Consider the following 14,643-nt stretch of genomic DNA (forward strand, 5'->3'; position numbering starts at 1 on the left):
GGAAATAGGATATGGCAAATCTAAACGGGCACGAAGTTGGAAACGACGGATACAGCCAAGAAGAGCCTGTAATCACTACGTCACCGTTCTACTCGACTAAAATATCTTACAAGAGGTGTGAAATGACAGATAACGCGTTAGCTGTATTTGAAAACTATAAAATTCGGCGGCATTACGATGAGGAAAATGAGATGTGGTACTTCTCGGTGGTTGATATCATTTCCGTGCTAATTCAACAGCCGGATTATCAATCTGCAAGAAATTATTGGAAAGTATTGAAAAACCGGTTAAAGAAGGAAGGAAGTGAGTCGGTTACAAAATGTAACCGACTGAAATTGGAAGCTGCTGATGGCAAGAAATACCTTACTGATGTAGCCGGTCCGGAACCCCTTTTGCGTCTTATTCAATCTGTACCAAGCCCAAAAGCTGAGCCTATCAAATTATGGTTTGCAAATCAAATTAGGGACAGCGACCAATAAAAACACGAAAGTGAACGCATAAATAATAAAACGAAATGACAAGTGCCCTTGCTACATTGGTGGTCAATATTGAAGATGCTGTCTGTGTAAATGAGAACATTAATTTCAGATTCAGGAGAAGAAAATGGGAAATAATAAAAAGAAGGATGAACTCTGGCAGGAGGCGTACAGAAAATGCCGGCTTTCGGCAAGACATATTCAAATGGCGAAGGAGATGGGACTTAATCCTCTAAGTTTAATTAAAAATATTCCTAATCCCAAGGATCAATGGAAACTCCCTGTCAGAGACTGGATAGAAGAAATATATGAAAAAAGATTTAAAAAAAATATCGGAGATAGCCCCTCTTGAGACGGGCAAACACAATAAATGTTTGGTTGAGGAGGATATTTGTTTTTTGAAAGCGAAATCTCGAAATATAGAAAATGGAGAAGCGTTGGTTTAGAACTGGTTAATAACCGGATATATAAAGGTTTGCCAAAAGAATATATTCTTGAAGCTGCAAAAGACTTGCGTATATTGAAAAATGAAATAATTGTTTTTGGAGAAAATGATACAAACTATTTGCCGGATAGAGCAATTTATGATATTGAAAGAAACGGCGAATTCTGGATTGATCAATATATAAAGACACTTGGAAGCAGTTTAACTCGCAAAGAATACAAATTTGCAGAGGCGATGAAAGATTCTTTTTATTCATTGTTTTTTATCAATGATTCTGAAGAAGGCAAGTTGCTTCATGTAATGGATGTATTTTCAGGGGAGAAATATCGGATAATGGATATTAATTTGAGCCAGTCAGATATGGAGTCCGGATTTTTATTGTCTGCAAGAATTCTTTCCATTGATGGGATAAATTTCGCATCCGGAGCAAGTTGTATCTTCAGAAAAGAGCATCTTGCGGAATTAAAGAAAAACTTTACGGAGCTTTATGAGAAAAAGAAGAATGAAATGAGCTGGCAGAAAATGATGAGAAAATACAGTTTTTATTTTTATCTTATGGCGAAGAAATATAATGAAGTGAAAGTATATACAGATACAGGAACGTCTTTATGAGGAGCCGATCCAAATTAGGGACAACGACAAAAAATTGGGGACAGCCCCAGGGTCGGTGCAGTCCCCTGACAGTTTGTGAGGAAAAATGATTATAAGATGTACCGTAAAACTTATGAAAGAGATGGGGATAGAACCGAAAATGGCGGCGGTTGATGCCGGCGGCAGTACAACTCTTGGGGATTGGCATGCTAATTTGTTTTATCTGGATAGGAAGAAGAATGTTATATTTATGAATGATAAAACGGTGTATACCGTTATTGCTTTTCAGGTGAACAGGGAACAGATTCGGGATTTGGGGAAGATTTTGAGGCGGGAACTGGGGAAAACTCTTCTTCAGGACGGTGTGGACGGCGCTTTGATACAAAAACTGGTTGAAGAAATAAAAAATGTGAGTTTTGGCCCTACGAATAACAGAAGAGTCGTAGGGGCAATGGTTGATCATACTAAATATATGTGGAACTATATAGATAACCCGGATACCGGCTGGAGCGAGGAGAACTTGAGCAATACCATCAAGCTGATGAACAGGACTCCGATGCTTGCTCCGGCGTATGTGTATGCCGTTGATTTGCTTGGAGTGCTTCTTGGAATTAAAATATCCACAAAAAAAGATTGAAAATATAAATTCATCAACAAGGCGGAAAGATATGAGCGACAATAAATTTAAGGTAATTGAAGGCGGCGCGGGGAAAACTCCGGGGTTAACTATTTTGTTGACCGAAAAAGAGCGGAAATTTCTTCTTGACGAATGTATTATTGATGATCCCGATATAATAGAGGCAATTGAAACTGCTCCCCTCAATGGCAAAAATTACACCCTTACACTGCCCGATGAAGATATGGAACATCTGGACGGGTGCGTGAGTTTTGTTTATGGCGAGTATGCCGCAGAAAACCACGGAGGTAACTCCGTGGATGAATGCGGCATGAATAATAAATTGAATTCCACTTGCCGAAACTCCGGACGTAAGTCCGCAGAGGTTTATAATCATGAGAAATCAAAGAAGAAATTAAAAATTTGTGAAGGCATCTTAGATAAGACAGATCCTGCGGTCTACGGTGAAGACAGCATTTATGGAGATGAACTTATTCGAAAAGAGCTTCTGAGGCAGCAGCTCATTGAGGTAATAAATACGCAGATAAGCGAAAATAATCCTCCGGAAACAAAACTGACCTACGACAGGCTGATGAAACAGTTTAAAGACCATGATGAAGTTATGAGGCATATCGGCTGTGTTATCGTTGCTGAAATATTTGATGTGCTAAAAAAGAAGGAACCGTACAACAAAGAAAGATATGTGGAAAAATTGAATAACCTTCCCGACCTTTCCTGGATGAATGAATGAAAAAAATTAATCTGAAAAAACGCGCTCTACTTTTGTCTTATTTCACTGTCTTATATAATATTGCCGAAGGGCTGATATCGGTTTTTGCAGGGGCTGCGGCGGGGAGTATTTCGCTTGTCGGGTTTGGGTTGGATAGTTTTGTTGAATCTTTATCCGGAGGGGTGATGATATGGCGGTTTTCTCCGGGGAAAAAAGTAAGTGAAGAGGAAGAAGAAAAGATAGAGAGAAGGGCGGAAAAATTCGTAGCGATGACGTTTTTTATCCTATCCGCTTACGTTTTATACAGTTCCATAAGTAAACTCGTTTTACATGAAGTGCCGCAGACAAGTATCCTGGGGTTTGCTATAACAATACTGTCGCTCATTATTATGCCGATACTATATGTTATGAAGTACAGGACCGGCATGCAGTTGAAAAGCCGCAGTCTTATAGCGGATTCGAAAGAAACTCTTGCGTGTTGTTATCTTTCCGGAGCTGTTCTAATAGGTCTGATTCTTAATGCGTTGATTGGATGGTGGTGGTCGGATCCTGTGGTCGGGCTCATTATAGTGTATTTTCTTGTAAAAGAAGGAATAGAAGCCTGGAAAGGCGAATGTGAATGTTGTTTGGAGTAATGTGACCTGGATCATATAGGGAAAACAACTTCCATGAGATTATTTAGTAAGGAAATATTTTAAGTTAATAAAAAAAAATGATCCCCACCCTATCCCTCCCCTTAGAAAGGGAGGGAAGTATATGGAAAGGAGAGAGAAAAATATGGCTGAAAATGTGATAATAAATGAAGTAACGTGTACGGGGTGCAAAAAGTGCGTTGATATGTGCCCGCAGGGAATACTCTATATTGACGAGAAGACGAAGAAATGCAAAGTGACGGATGCCTCAAAATGCGACCGTCTCGGGGGTTGTGAGAGAGTATGCAAAAGCAAATCCATAAAAATATCCTAAAGGAAAAGAAAATGGTATTCAAAGTAATTATCGGAGTTGTCGTCGGTGCCTTAATCGGCGCGGGAAGCGGATACTTGTTCAGCTGTGCCGGCGGAACCTGTCCTTTAGCCGGAAGTCCCTGGCGCGGAGCCATTACGGGAGCTATACTGGGCTTGATTTTTACAATTTAAAAACCGGAGGTCTCTATGAAACTGGGAATAGTAATATATTCAAATGAAGCAGAGGTGGTTTGGAACGCGTTCCGGCTGGCAAATTTTTCGCTTGGAGAAAAGGATGATGTAAGTGTATTCCTCCTTGCCAAGGGTGTGGAGTATGAAGCCCTTTCTGGTGCAAAATACAATATAGTTGAGCTGGCGCAAAAGCTTTTGGATGCAGGCGGCAAGATACTTGCATGCGGAACCTGCCTAAAACAAAGGCAGAAAGACGGCAGTCAGTTGTGTCCTCTTTCAACAATGAAAGATCTGTACCAGATGATAAAAGAATCGGATAAGGTTGTAACATTCTAAGGAGTTATTTCCGTTATGGAAAAAATCTATCTGGATTATAATGCTACAACGCCTATACATCCGCTCGCGGCAAAAGAGATGGAGAAGTATATTTATGAATACTTCGGTAATCCTTCGAGTTCGCATTGGGCGGGGAAGAAGGCGCATGACGGGGTTGAAAACGCGCGAAAGCAAGTTGCCTCTCTTCTGGGATGCTTGCCGGAAGAGATTGTTTTTACGAGCGGCGGTACGGAATCAAATAACTATGCTATTCGCGGCGCAGCGGAACTGCTTAAACATAAAGGTAATCACATAATTACTACCCGGATAGAGCATCCTGCGGTCCTAAAACCGTGTCAGTACCTTGAGAAAAAAGGATTTGAGGTGACTTACTTGCCTGTAGATAAGTATGGCCGCGTAAGTCCTGATGCTGTCAGGAAAGCAGTAAAACCTTCTACAATTTTGATAACTATCATGCATGCGAATAATGAAGTGGGAACGATTCAGCCGCTTAAAGAGATTTCTGAAATTGCAAAAAAATATAAGATATTATTTCATACGGATGCCGCTCAAAGCGTCGGGAAGATACCGACTAAGGTTGAGGAGTTGGGCGTTGACCTTCTTACGGTAGCCGGGCATAAGTTATATGCGCCGAAAGGTATCGGTGTTCTCTATATCAGAGAAGGCGTAGGTCTGCAGCCGCTGATATTAGGAGCGGGTCATGAGCGTGGTCGCAGAGCCGGGACGGAGAATGTTATACAAATCGCAGGCCTGGGAAAAGCTTGTCAGCTCATGGAAAAGGAAATGGAGAAACACTCTAAAAAGATAAAAAACCTGAGAGACTATTTTTATCTTGGAATAAAGAAATTGAAAGTTGAAACGATGTTTAACGGGGATCCGGAAAACGGTCTTCCTAATACCCTGAATATAAGCTTCAAAGGTATTAACAGCAATAAACTACTGGAAAAAATACCGTCCCTGGCGGTTTCCACCGGCTCGGCTTGTCACGCGAATTCTTCTGAACCTTCGAAAGTTCTTATGGCTATGGGGATGAAAAAAGAGGAAGCCTTTGGCGCAATAAGATTTAGTTTGGGCTTGTTCACGACAAAAAATGATATTGAACATGCATTAGCAATACTAAACAAAGCCCTTAAGAAGTAAAAGTAAAGTTATAGCTCATTTCTTAAACTCTGAAGTTCATTAGGATTTCGATAGGTCTAATTTCCTCCCTCTTTTCTCTAATCCCTTTGCCTTTCCTTTGTTTTTGTAGTAAAATACAGATGTAATTGATTTATTGGGTGAAAAGAGAAGGGGCGTTGTTTAATAGGAGAGACTATTGTCTCTAATTTTAAAGAAACAGCAAATTTTATAATGAGGTTTCATGGAAATTAAGCAGGTTAAAAAGCTTATAAGGCAGAAAGAGGGCTTGCACCTTGAGTTTAAATCCGGACGCGATGGTGTTGGGAATTCTTTTTATGAGAGCGTTTGCGCGTTCATGAACACAGAAGGGGGGGACATTTTTGTCGGCGTAAACGACAAGGGCATTGTGGACGGGGTAGATCCTGCTTCCTTGGAAAAAACAGGGACAGAGATAATAACCACCCTGAGCAATTCCAATAAAATTGATCCTGCGGTATCTCTGGAGCCGGTACGATATGAACTCAACGGGAAGAGCATCTTGCACCTTTCGGTTCCTGAGAGCTCAAGAGTGCACAAGCTAAAGGGAGTTGTTTATGCGAGACGGGGCGAGAGTGATCTCAAACTCGCTTCTCAGGACGAAATATCAAAAATATATATAAAAAAACAGAACTATTACGCGGAAACAAAGGTTTACAAGGATATAAAGTACAAACAACTAGACGGGAAGACCATAGCTAAGGCGCGAAATTATATTGCCTCAGGGAAACCGGGACATCCCTGGCTGGCTTACAAGAATGAAGAGTTCCTTGAAAAAGCAGAATTGTATAAAAATTCAGGAAGGTCTGCTGATAAGGGCCCGACTCTGGCTGCAATTCTTCTGTTTGGTAAAACAGAAACAATACGCTCGATTATGCCTCAATATAAAGTGGACTGCCTTGTAAAGAGAATCAATGTTGACAGGTACGATGACCGCCTTGAGATCAAACAAAACCTTATTGAAACATATTTACTTATGATGGGGTTTGTTGAGCGATATCTTCCGGATCCGTTTTATATGGAAGGTTATACAAGGTTAAGTCTCAGGGAAAAGATATTCAGAGAGATTGCAGGGAATTTGCTTGTACACAGGGATTATACCAGTGCTTTTCCTGCGGAATTGATTATCTATAAAGATAGGGTTGAAGCAACGAATCCTTGTATTCCGAGAAGGAAAGGTCCGATAACACTTGCCAGTCACTATCATGTTCAAAAGAATCCTCTAATATCAGGATTTTTTCAGCAACTTGGCTGGGCGGATGAAATCGGCTCCGGCATTGTCAATGTAAATAGATATCTGCCAAAGTATGACACCAAAGGCAAAGCCGAGTTTTTTGAAGATGAGATATTTAAGACGGTTATAAGCTTGGGGGGTACCCCTCAAGCTACCCCCCAAGCTCGGGAAGAAGAAAGAACCAATGCTATCCTTGAATATTGCAGGGAAGCCAGGAGTATGAGTGAGATTCAAAAACAACTAAAAATAAAAGACCGAAAATATTTCAGAAGAGAAATAATAGCTCCGCTTGTGAAAAATAAAATATTGGAACTGACAATTCCGGATAAACCAAACAGCCCGAATCAGAAATATAGGGCTACAACACATGGAAAAGCCTTACTTGAAAACAAATGATAATAAATACTGTCAGTACTAGTTGAGTGCCAGTACAGTATCAGTCGATACTAAGTTGGATGTAAGGTTGAGTGCAAACAAAAGGAAGATAACTAATCTATGCTGAAAAGATATACAAAATATAAAGATCCAAGGATAAATGGATGGGGGAGATTCCTCATGATGGTTATTTTCGTAGTTTTGTAGTTACTCAACTATAGGGCGCCTTTAAAAAGCTCAATATCATGTCTTAGACAGATCCGCCTCAGGCGGAAATTGAGCAACTACAAGAAAAATCACGTATTTCCCCCTTATTTAGACTAATCAGAGAAACAGTAATGTTTAGCAAGGGAAAATAAATGGTATACTAATTTAGCTAACGGTATATTGACGGCTTGTCAGTATACCAATTAAGTGAATTGATATGACAACGAGGGATTTCTGATGACGGAATTTAAGGAAACTGTGAAGGTTGTTTGCATAAGTGATACTCACGGACTTCATAAATCTATGGAAAAGAAACTGCCTGCTGGGGATATGATTATTCATGCCGGGGATTGTACAAATGTCGGAGAATTGGGACAGATTGCTATGTTTTTTGATTGGTATGCTGAACTGCCTTATAAACACAAAATACTGATAGCAGGTAATCATGATTTTGGGTTTCAAGATAGATTTAATGATGTACAAAAGTTTTTAGAAGGAAGAGGAATAACCTATCTTCAGGACTCCTGTGCGGCAATAGAGGGCGTAAAAATATTCGGCAGTCCCTGGACGCTGGCTTTTCAAAACTGGGCATTCATGACAAATGAAACAGGTTTGGAAGAAGTTTACAGAAAACAAATTTCTCAAGAAGGAAGTCCGGATATTATAGTAACTCATAGTCCGTTGAAAGGTTTTCTTGATTCAACAGTCACTGAAGGAGAACATCTGGGTTGTAATGCCTTGCTTACGCCAATTAGGTTGCACTTTCCTCAATATGTCATTCACGGGCATATTCACGGCGGGTATGGTAAGCACAAGTTAAATAAACAGACTACTCTAATCAATGCGTCTATCTGTAATGAAGCATATGACCCTGTTAACAAACCAATAGTGATTGAAGTTATTAAAAACAAAGATTTGAAGAAAGAGAACAAAAAGCTGCGGGAATTATTTAAAAAGACGCTGTCCGCCTGCAAGGCGAGATCTCGCCAATGAAGTATTGGCGGGGATCCCTGATATCCCAAAAAATCGGATTTCGGGATGACAAAGGGAGAAAATGAATATACTGAACATTGGACATATTGAAAATCTGGCTTTGCCTCTGGTTTATGAGCGGGGGCGGGAAATATTTGATTGTGAAATAATAGAGGATTTCAGAGAAGACAGCCGTTCTGTTACCGCGCGCGTTGAAGCCAGTGGGGGTGACGTATTTTATACTGTGCATATGGAAGAAGATGACTCTCTTGAACTGTCGGCGCATTGCAACTGTCCCTATGAAGGTGAAAAGTTCTGCAAGCATATTATTGCTGTCTTTTTGGAACATAACAGCCGGCATGTGTCCGGAAATATTGAAGCCGCTAAAGAAGAAAAAGACAAATTTGAAGCGTCGCTTCTTGCAAAGTCCAAGGAAGAACTTGTGAAAATAATTAACGAGGGTTTGCCGGAAGAAAAGAAAGAGGAATTATTACTCCGTTCTATTATCGGTGGAATTGAGATAAAAGAAGCCTCTGCTATAATGAAAAAGAAAATAAACGAAACTTTCAGGAAAAACAGGTATTTTGGATACAAAGGCGCGTACATCGTTGCCGAAAAGTCGTCTGAAATAGTCAACGCAATCGCGCGGATAGGATCAAAAAACACAGAAGAAGCGCTTGAGCTTTTAGGTCACTTTTTCTCGAAAGCGAAGAATATATTTAATGATGTAGATGATTCAGGCGGTAGTTTTGGCATGGAAATATCGGCTGCTGCCGGATATCTGACAGAATTACTGGATATTGCAAAAAGCTCTGTAATGAAGAACAGGATAATCAAGACTCTCTACAAAGAATGGTGTGACGACGGTTACGGGTATTATGACTGTCTGAAAGTCGTACTGGAGTCCGTTCATCTGACAAAAGAAGAAACAAATCTTTTAATCCCGGATATTGAGAAAGCAATAAAAGACGCTGAAGAAACACTTGGAAATGAAACAGACGGGTTTAATAAAACCAGTATGAGGATAGACATTCAGTTTTGTGTCCAGCTTTGCGCTTTTTTGCGCGTTAACTCCGGAGAAACGCAGGAAGGAATAAGTTTCATGAAAAAGCATCTGGCCATTACAGAAGACTATGAGACTCTGGGGCAGATTTTAATGCAAAAAGGATATCTTGAGGAAGCCGAAAATGTGTTAAAGGAAGGACTTCTTAAACAAAGAGGATTAAAAGACGATTTGTTTAATAAACTAATAGCTCTTTATGAAGATAAAGGAGATTCTAAAGGGTTGGCTGACATATTGATACAGAGATATAAATATAGACCTTCTTTAGAATATTATAAGAAAATTAAGTCGTTAAGGCCCGATAACTGGCAAGAGATCAAAGGAAAACTTATTTTAATAGCAAAAAAAGACAGATCGCCGGATATCATTGTTGATATTCTTATAGAAGAAAAAGAACTGCTGCAGGCGTATGAACTGATACTAACGTATCCGGAAGACAGATATGCCATGGAAAGATTCGGCAAGTTATTCTCAGCTTCGGATCCTGAGAAAGCAATATTTTGTTTTCAAAAATGCGTGGAATACATTGTGCCGGACGGAAGCACGCATTACTGGAAGGCCGTAGGATTTATAGACCGGATAGAAAAACTCTGCAAGAAATTAAAAAAAGAGAGTGTTTTTCAACAATATATTGATACCATTAGAATTAAATATAGACTCAAAAAAACTCTGATTGAGAGGATACGCAAATATTAAATCATGGAAAACAGAGAACTTTTTAGACATATGGCAGAGGAGTTTGTAGGGAAAGTTAAGGGATTTGAGAGCGTCCTGGAGATTGCCCTTGCCGGCTCGGTGGCGGGGGGAGACCCAAACCCGCTTGACCTTGATATTGCCATGGTTTTGAAAGATGTTAAGGATATTATTGATATAGCGAAACTTTCAAGACAGACTCGCGCCAAGATACTGAATCTGGATATTTTTGTCTTTGATAAATCCGCGGAGTATCTGGGAAGAATATGTCATAGAAAAGAATGTCCCGGAGGTTCTGTTGATTGTTATGTCGAAAATTGCGGGAAAGTGAAGCATTTAAGGATGCTGGAAGAATTTGTGTTTGATCAAAAATCATTTTTTAGAAAGAAGATAGAGATATTATACTCGGAAGGGGAAAGCGTGCTGTTGAAAAAACAAATAGAAGTAATGAGCGCCCTTGACCTTAAGGAACCGGAGGGTAAGGAAAATACGGAAACTAAAGAACTGAAATGTCTTGAGTGTGGTAGATACTTTAAGTTTACTCCGACTGAACAGAAAAAATTTACCAAAAACGGATTTAAACCGCCAAAGCGGTGCGAAAAATGCAGAGACAAACAGTTTTTTGAAGAAATGGGAGTGGAAGAAGCAGACCTTGAGGAACTAAAGATTGAAGAAAAAGACGGGTACTTTTTGGATGATGGGACGCAGGTGGAACCAAAGTATATTCCAAAGCCGGGTTTGTGTTTGCTTTGCAGGTATGACAGTGATCCGGAGCAAAAAATTCTCTGTAATTTAACGCGCATTGACGGGCAAAACGGTAAGGAGTTTTTCTGTGAAGGTTTTGAAAAGAAGTAAATATCTGACAGGAGAGGCGGGTTGAAATGGGGAAGGAAGTTTTAAGCTTCAGAAGAGCTAATGAAAAAAATAATTTAAAAGTGAAGGATTCAAAGCTTGCCAAGGAATGGCACCCCGTTAAGAACGGGAAGCTTACCCCTGATGATTTGCAGGCGGGATCAGGAAAGAGCGCCTGGTGGATGTGCAAAAAGGGACACGAATGGCAGAGCGTTATCAGAAATAGAAATAAAGGAGCGAGATGTCCTTATTGCTCTAAGATAAAAGCCAGCAAAGAGTATTGTCTTGCCGTGCAAAGGCCTGATGCTGCAAAAAATTGGAATAAAGAAAAGAACGGGAAGCTGACGCCAAATGATGTAACCGGCGGCTCAGGAAAAAAAGTATGGTGGATTTGCAAAAATGGACACGAGTGGGACGCTGCAATATCAAGCAGAAATCAAGGATTTGGCTGTCCCTGCTGCAGTCATCATAGGGTATGTAAAGATAGCTGTCTGGCGACGAATTATCCGGATACGGCTAAAGATTGGCATCCTTCAAGGAATGGAACACTCACTCCTTATGATGTGATGCCGCACTCGTCAAAAAAAGTGTGGTGGAAATGTGAAATGGGCCATAATGAGTATAGGCCTATAGGCGTAAGAAGAGAGCTCGGATGTAAAGATTGTAACTATGCTTTAAGGCAGAGCTTGAAACAAAAAGTGGTTATGAGTTCCGGCGGAGGTATAGCCCGTGAACTCACTGCGAAGCTTCGCAGGACGTCTAAAATAAAAGCAAAATATATGAATAAAGAGATATTTAACCGGCCGTTTGAGAAATTAAAGAAAAAGTAAAAAGACGCTGGATTCCGTATCTAGTACGGACATTACCCCCAACCGTACCTTCCTGGTGGAGCAGAGAATCGAGAATAGATAAGAAGAGGATAATGAATAGATCAGGGGAACGTTAAGCAAAGGTTTAAATATTAGACCATATATTCTTTGCGAAATCCACCTGGGCGGATGAACTAGGGAAAGGGGAATTTAACCTTTCTTAAACTCTGAAGTGAAATGGAACTCTACGTCCGGGTACTTTTCCATGAAGTAGTTGAGGGACCATTCTGATTCCGCAAAGAAGACCAGGTTCTTATCCTTATCGTAGCCCAAACTGTCGGCTTTGAAACGGCAGAAATCCTCAAACATTACCGGGTTTTTAGAGGTTATCCAGCAGGCTTTGTAGAACTTTAGCGGCTCAAAACGACACTCGGCGCCGTACTCGTGTTTTAAGCGGTATTGAATTACTTCGAATTGTAGTTGACCTACTGTTCCGACGATCTTGCGGCGGCCATAGGTAAAGGTGAAGAGCTGAGCCAGACCTTCATCTGTGAGCTGGTGGATTCCTTTCTCCAGCTGTTTTGCTTTCATGGATGTGTGGATTAGTTCTTTAAATATCTCCGGAGAGAAGCTGGGTATTCCGTGGAATTTGAGCTCTTCGCCTTCGGTTAAAGTATCTCCTATCTTAAAATTCTCCTTGTCATACAGTCCGATAACATCTCCGGGGTAAGCTTCTTCAATGAGCTCTTTCTTCTGTCCTAAAAAGCTTGCGGGGGTGTTGAAACGAAGTTCTGTTCCTAAGCGGACATGATGGTAGAATTTATTCCTTTCGAATTTTCCGGAACAGACTCTGAAAAAGGCAATACGGTCCCGGTGACGGGCATCTAGATTTGCGTGTATCTTGAAAACAAAACCGCTGAAAGCCGGTTCTTCCGGAAGGACCTTACGGCTTTCGGTCATCATAGGCCCCGGTCCGGGCGCAATTTCGACAAACGTATCCAGAAGTTCTTTAACTCCGAAGTTATTAAGCGCGCTGCCGAAGAACACAGGCGCCAGAGTACCCGAAAGATAATGAAACTTGTCGAAGGGATCATAAACCCCGTCAAAGAGCTCCATATCTTCTCTTAACTGCTTTGCGTGGTTCGCCCCTATCTGTTCGTCCAGTAATTTGTTTTTGAGGTCAGAAACTGCGATAACATCTTTTCCCTGGGAGCGCATAAGATAAAGGTTTTGATTGTGGAGGTTATAAACACCTTTAAAGTCGGAACCCCTGCTTATGGGCCAGCTTAAAGGCCTTACCTTTATATTAAGTTTGTTTTCCAGCTCATCAAGGAGTTCAAAAGGGCTTCCGCCTTCTCTGTCGAGTTTGTTTACAAATATAATAACCGGGGTATTTCTCATGCGGCAGACTTTCATAAGCTTTTCTGTCTGCTCTTCCACGCCTTTGACACTGTCTACCACGAGGATCACACTGTCAACTGCTGTGAGCGTTCGATATGTATCTTCTGCAAAATCTTTGTGACCCGGAGTATCCAGAAGGTTGATATTCATTTCCTTGTATTCAAAACTCATTACCGCCGAGGCAACCGAGATTCCTCGTTGTCTTTCTATTTCCATAAAATCGGAAATTGTGCTTTTTTGGATCTTGTTTGATTTTACCGCGCCTGCGCTCTGTATTGCCCCCGCGAAAAGCAAAAACTTCTCCGTAAGGGTTGTTTTCCCTGCGTCAGGATGACTGATTATTGCAAAAGTCTTTCTTTTATTTATCTCATCTATTTGGCTCAAAAATACCGCCTCTTGAAAAAAAATAACCAGCTTAAGCCGGCTATGTTAATATCTTTCCCTGTAGTCCGGGGACTAAAGCTATTATAACTGTTTTGATCTTGTTTGTAAAACTCAAAATCATTTATTTGGGAATACTATGTATGTTACAATAATTAAATATATTATGAATAGCCGGAGTAACACTCCGGTTTATGATTAAAAGGAGTAACCTCATGTTAAGAATATTTTTACGCCCGGTATTATTTTGCATGCTCTTTGTGTTTTCGGCTTCAGCCGAAACTAAAAATGCTATCCTGATATCTCTTGACGGAGCGCAAAGAGCGCATCTTTATGAACTGCTTGGCGCCGGTAAGTTACCTGCAATAAAAGAGTTAAAAGCAAACGGTGCTCTTGTGGAGATAAGAATTGAGGGACATCAGACGGAAACCGGCCCGGGACACGCAGAGATGTTAACAGGGCTTTCAAAAGAGATTAACAATGTAGTAACCAATGGAAACTACAAGGCTATACCTGAAGGATTCACTATTTGTGAGAGATTGGAAAAAGCTGAGGGGAAAAATAATATTATAACGGTAATGGTAATGGGAAAAGAGGGGTATATGGGTGCGAAGAAATCTTCCCAGCCATATTTTAATGCAAAAAATAATATTGATGTCTGGGACGGGGATGAAACGAGACTCGTAGAAGTTGTCGGTCCGAAAGCCTTAGGTTATCTGGAACAATATAAGGATAAAAGATTTTTTATGTTCTTTCATTTTAAGGATACGGATACAGAAGGTCACGGTTATGGTGAGAACTCTCCGGAATATGAAGCCGCTTTTATCCTTGAGGATGCCTGGATCGGGAGAATTATGGAGAAGCTAAAGGAGTTGAAGATCTACGATAAAACCCTCATCTATGTTACGGCTGATCATGGTTTTAACGAGGGGTCAAAAAATCATAATAAATCTCCGGAGATATTTTTAGCTGCAAATGATAAGACGGTTATAAATAATGGTACTCAGGCGGATATTGTGCCTACTATTTTGAGTCAATTTAATGTAGATCTGTCAAAACTCGAACCGCATTTGTCCGGAAAGCCGTTGAATAGGTAAGTATCTTCGTAGCAAATTGACTTAATACATTTGTTTTACTTGCTTCTTTAATTGTCTGAAAATTTAATTAATAG

16 protein-coding genes and 1 pseudogene are annotated in these 14,643 nt (G+C 40.5%); 16 read left to right on the forward strand and 1 reads right to left on the reverse strand.

Translation table 11 applies throughout. The annotated features are described in order from the left end of the window. Window positions 1-122 precede the first annotated feature (122 nt). From A2536_08435 to A2536_08505, 15 genes and pseudogenes are all read left to right on the forward strand, one after another. Window positions 123-452: pseudogene (locus A2536_08435) on the forward strand (antirepressor). Window positions 453-603: 151 nt separating this feature from the next. Beyond that, the gene (locus tag A2536_08440) at window positions 604-828 is read left to right on the forward strand and encodes a hypothetical protein (GenBank protein ID OGF46791.1); all 225 of its coding nucleotides are present in this window, start codon (window positions 604-606) and stop codon (window positions 826-828) included. A 39-nt stretch (window positions 829-867) separates the two neighbouring features. Next, window positions 868-1,533, forward strand: coding sequence for a hypothetical protein (locus A2536_08445; protein ID OGF46792.1), 666 nt, complete (start codon window positions 868-870; stop codon window positions 1,531-1,533). A gap of 85 nt (window positions 1,534-1,618) precedes the next feature. Continuing rightward, the gene (locus A2536_08450) at window positions 1,619-2,149 is read left to right on the forward strand and encodes a hypothetical protein (GenBank protein ID OGF46793.1); all 531 of its coding nucleotides are present in this window, start codon (window positions 1,619-1,621) and stop codon (window positions 2,147-2,149) included. 472 nt (window positions 2,150-2,621) lie between these two features. Further along, a complete protein-coding gene (locus A2536_08455) occupies window positions 2,622-2,879 on the forward strand; it encodes a hypothetical protein (protein OGF46832.1) in 258 nt (85 codons plus the stop codon). Then, complete coding sequence (locus tag A2536_08460; GenBank protein OGF46794.1) at window positions 2,876-3,493, forward strand: hypothetical protein; 618 nt, start codon at window positions 2,876-2,878, stop codon at window positions 3,491-3,493. The genes A2536_08455 and A2536_08460 overlap by 4 nt, the downstream gene beginning before the upstream one ends. Before the next feature lie 142 nt (window positions 3,494-3,635). Continuing rightward, window positions 3,636-3,824: a hypothetical protein gene (locus tag A2536_08465; protein ID OGF46833.1), complete on the forward strand. Its 189-nt coding sequence runs from the start codon at window positions 3,636-3,638 to the stop codon at window positions 3,822-3,824. Then, complete coding sequence (locus A2536_08470) at window positions 3,794-3,994, forward strand: hypothetical protein (GenBank protein OGF46795.1); 201 nt, start codon at window positions 3,794-3,796, stop codon at window positions 3,992-3,994. Before A2536_08465 ends, A2536_08470 begins: the two co-directional genes overlap by 31 nt. A gap of 21 nt (window positions 3,995-4,015) precedes the next feature. Further along, a complete protein-coding gene (locus A2536_08475) occupies window positions 4,016-4,330 on the forward strand; it encodes a sulfur reduction protein DsrE (GenBank protein OGF46834.1) in 315 nt (104 codons plus the stop codon). 15 nt (window positions 4,331-4,345) lie between these two features. Next, window positions 4,346-5,470 (forward strand): cysteine desulfurase NifS, encoded by a 1,125-nt coding sequence (locus tag A2536_08480; protein OGF46796.1) that lies wholly within the window; start codon window positions 4,346-4,348, stop codon window positions 5,468-5,470. A 220-nt stretch (window positions 5,471-5,690) separates the two neighbouring features. Then, window positions 5,691-7,115, forward strand: a complete 1,425-nt coding sequence (locus tag A2536_08485; GenBank protein ID OGF46797.1) for a hypothetical protein — start codon at window positions 5,691-5,693, stop codon at window positions 7,113-7,115. Between the two features lie 423 nt (window positions 7,116-7,538). After that, a complete protein-coding gene (locus A2536_08490) occupies window positions 7,539-8,294 on the forward strand; it encodes a hypothetical protein (GenBank protein OGF46798.1) in 756 nt (251 codons plus the stop codon). A 61-nt stretch (window positions 8,295-8,355) separates the two neighbouring features. Next, window positions 8,356-10,032: a hypothetical protein gene (locus A2536_08495; GenBank protein OGF46799.1), complete on the forward strand. Its 1,677-nt coding sequence runs from the start codon at window positions 8,356-8,358 to the stop codon at window positions 10,030-10,032. A 3-nt stretch (window positions 10,033-10,035) separates the two neighbouring features. Beyond that, window positions 10,036-10,884 (forward strand): hypothetical protein, encoded by an 849-nt coding sequence (locus tag A2536_08500; protein OGF46800.1) that lies wholly within the window; start codon window positions 10,036-10,038, stop codon window positions 10,882-10,884. A 26-nt stretch (window positions 10,885-10,910) separates the two neighbouring features. Next, window positions 10,911-11,711 (forward strand): hypothetical protein, encoded by an 801-nt coding sequence (locus tag A2536_08505; GenBank protein OGF46801.1) that lies wholly within the window; start codon window positions 10,911-10,913, stop codon window positions 11,709-11,711. Between the two features lie 189 nt (window positions 11,712-11,900). Here A2536_08505 and A2536_08510 read toward each other — a convergent pair whose 3' ends face one another. Further along, entirely contained in the window at window positions 11,901-13,475 is a 1,575-nt protein-coding gene (locus tag A2536_08510; protein ID OGF46802.1) for a peptide chain release factor 3, read from the reverse strand. Window positions 13,476-13,687: 212 nt separating this feature from the next. Between A2536_08510 and A2536_08515 the strand changes: the two genes are divergently transcribed. Next, window positions 13,688-14,569 (forward strand): hypothetical protein, encoded by an 882-nt coding sequence (locus A2536_08515; protein OGF46803.1) that lies wholly within the window; start codon window positions 13,688-13,690, stop codon window positions 14,567-14,569. The last annotated feature ends 74 nt before the right edge of the window (window positions 14,570-14,643 follow it).

The sequence above is a fragment of the Candidatus Firestonebacteria bacterium RIFOXYD2_FULL_39_29 genome (assembly GCA_001778375.1).
Classification (GTDB): Bacteria; Oederibacteriota; D2-FULL-39-29; order D2-FULL-39-29; family D2-FULL-39-29; genus D2-FULL-39-29.

Excerpts from the sequence above, each read along its gene's own strand:
- A2536_08485 (OGF46797.1), top strand. The coding sequence starts at position 5,691 with ATGGAAATTAAGCAGGTTAAAAAGCTTATAAGGCAGAAAGAGGGCTTG.
- A2536_08440 (OGF46791.1), top strand. The coding sequence starts at position 604 with ATGGGAAATAATAAAAAGAAGGATGAACTCTGGCAGGAGGCGTACAGA.
- A2536_08470 (OGF46795.1), top strand. The coding sequence starts at position 3,794 with ATGCAAAAGCAAATCCATAAAAATATCCTAAAGGAAAAGAAAATGGTA.
- A2536_08495 (OGF46799.1), top strand. The coding sequence starts at position 8,356 with ATGAATATACTGAACATTGGACATATTGAAAATCTGGCTTTGCCTCTG.
- A2536_08500 (OGF46800.1), top strand. The coding sequence starts at position 10,036 with ATGGAAAACAGAGAACTTTTTAGACATATGGCAGAGGAGTTTGTAGGG.
- A2536_08515 (OGF46803.1), top strand. The coding sequence starts at position 13,688 with ATGTTAAGAATATTTTTACGCCCGGTATTATTTTGCATGCTCTTTGTG.
- A2536_08490 (OGF46798.1), top strand. The coding sequence starts at position 7,539 with ATGACGGAATTTAAGGAAACTGTGAAGGTTGTTTGCATAAGTGATACT.
- A2536_08505 (OGF46801.1), top strand. The coding sequence starts at position 10,911 with ATGGGGAAGGAAGTTTTAAGCTTCAGAAGAGCTAATGAAAAAAATAAT.
- A2536_08460 (OGF46794.1), top strand. The coding sequence starts at position 2,876 with ATGAAAAAAATTAATCTGAAAAAACGCGCTCTACTTTTGTCTTATTTC.
- A2536_08465 (OGF46833.1), top strand. The coding sequence starts at position 3,636 with ATGGCTGAAAATGTGATAATAAATGAAGTAACGTGTACGGGGTGCAAA.
- A2536_08480 (OGF46796.1), top strand. The coding sequence starts at position 4,346 with ATGGAAAAAATCTATCTGGATTATAATGCTACAACGCCTATACATCCG.
- A2536_08450 (OGF46793.1), top strand. The coding sequence starts at position 1,619 with ATGATTATAAGATGTACCGTAAAACTTATGAAAGAGATGGGGATAGAA.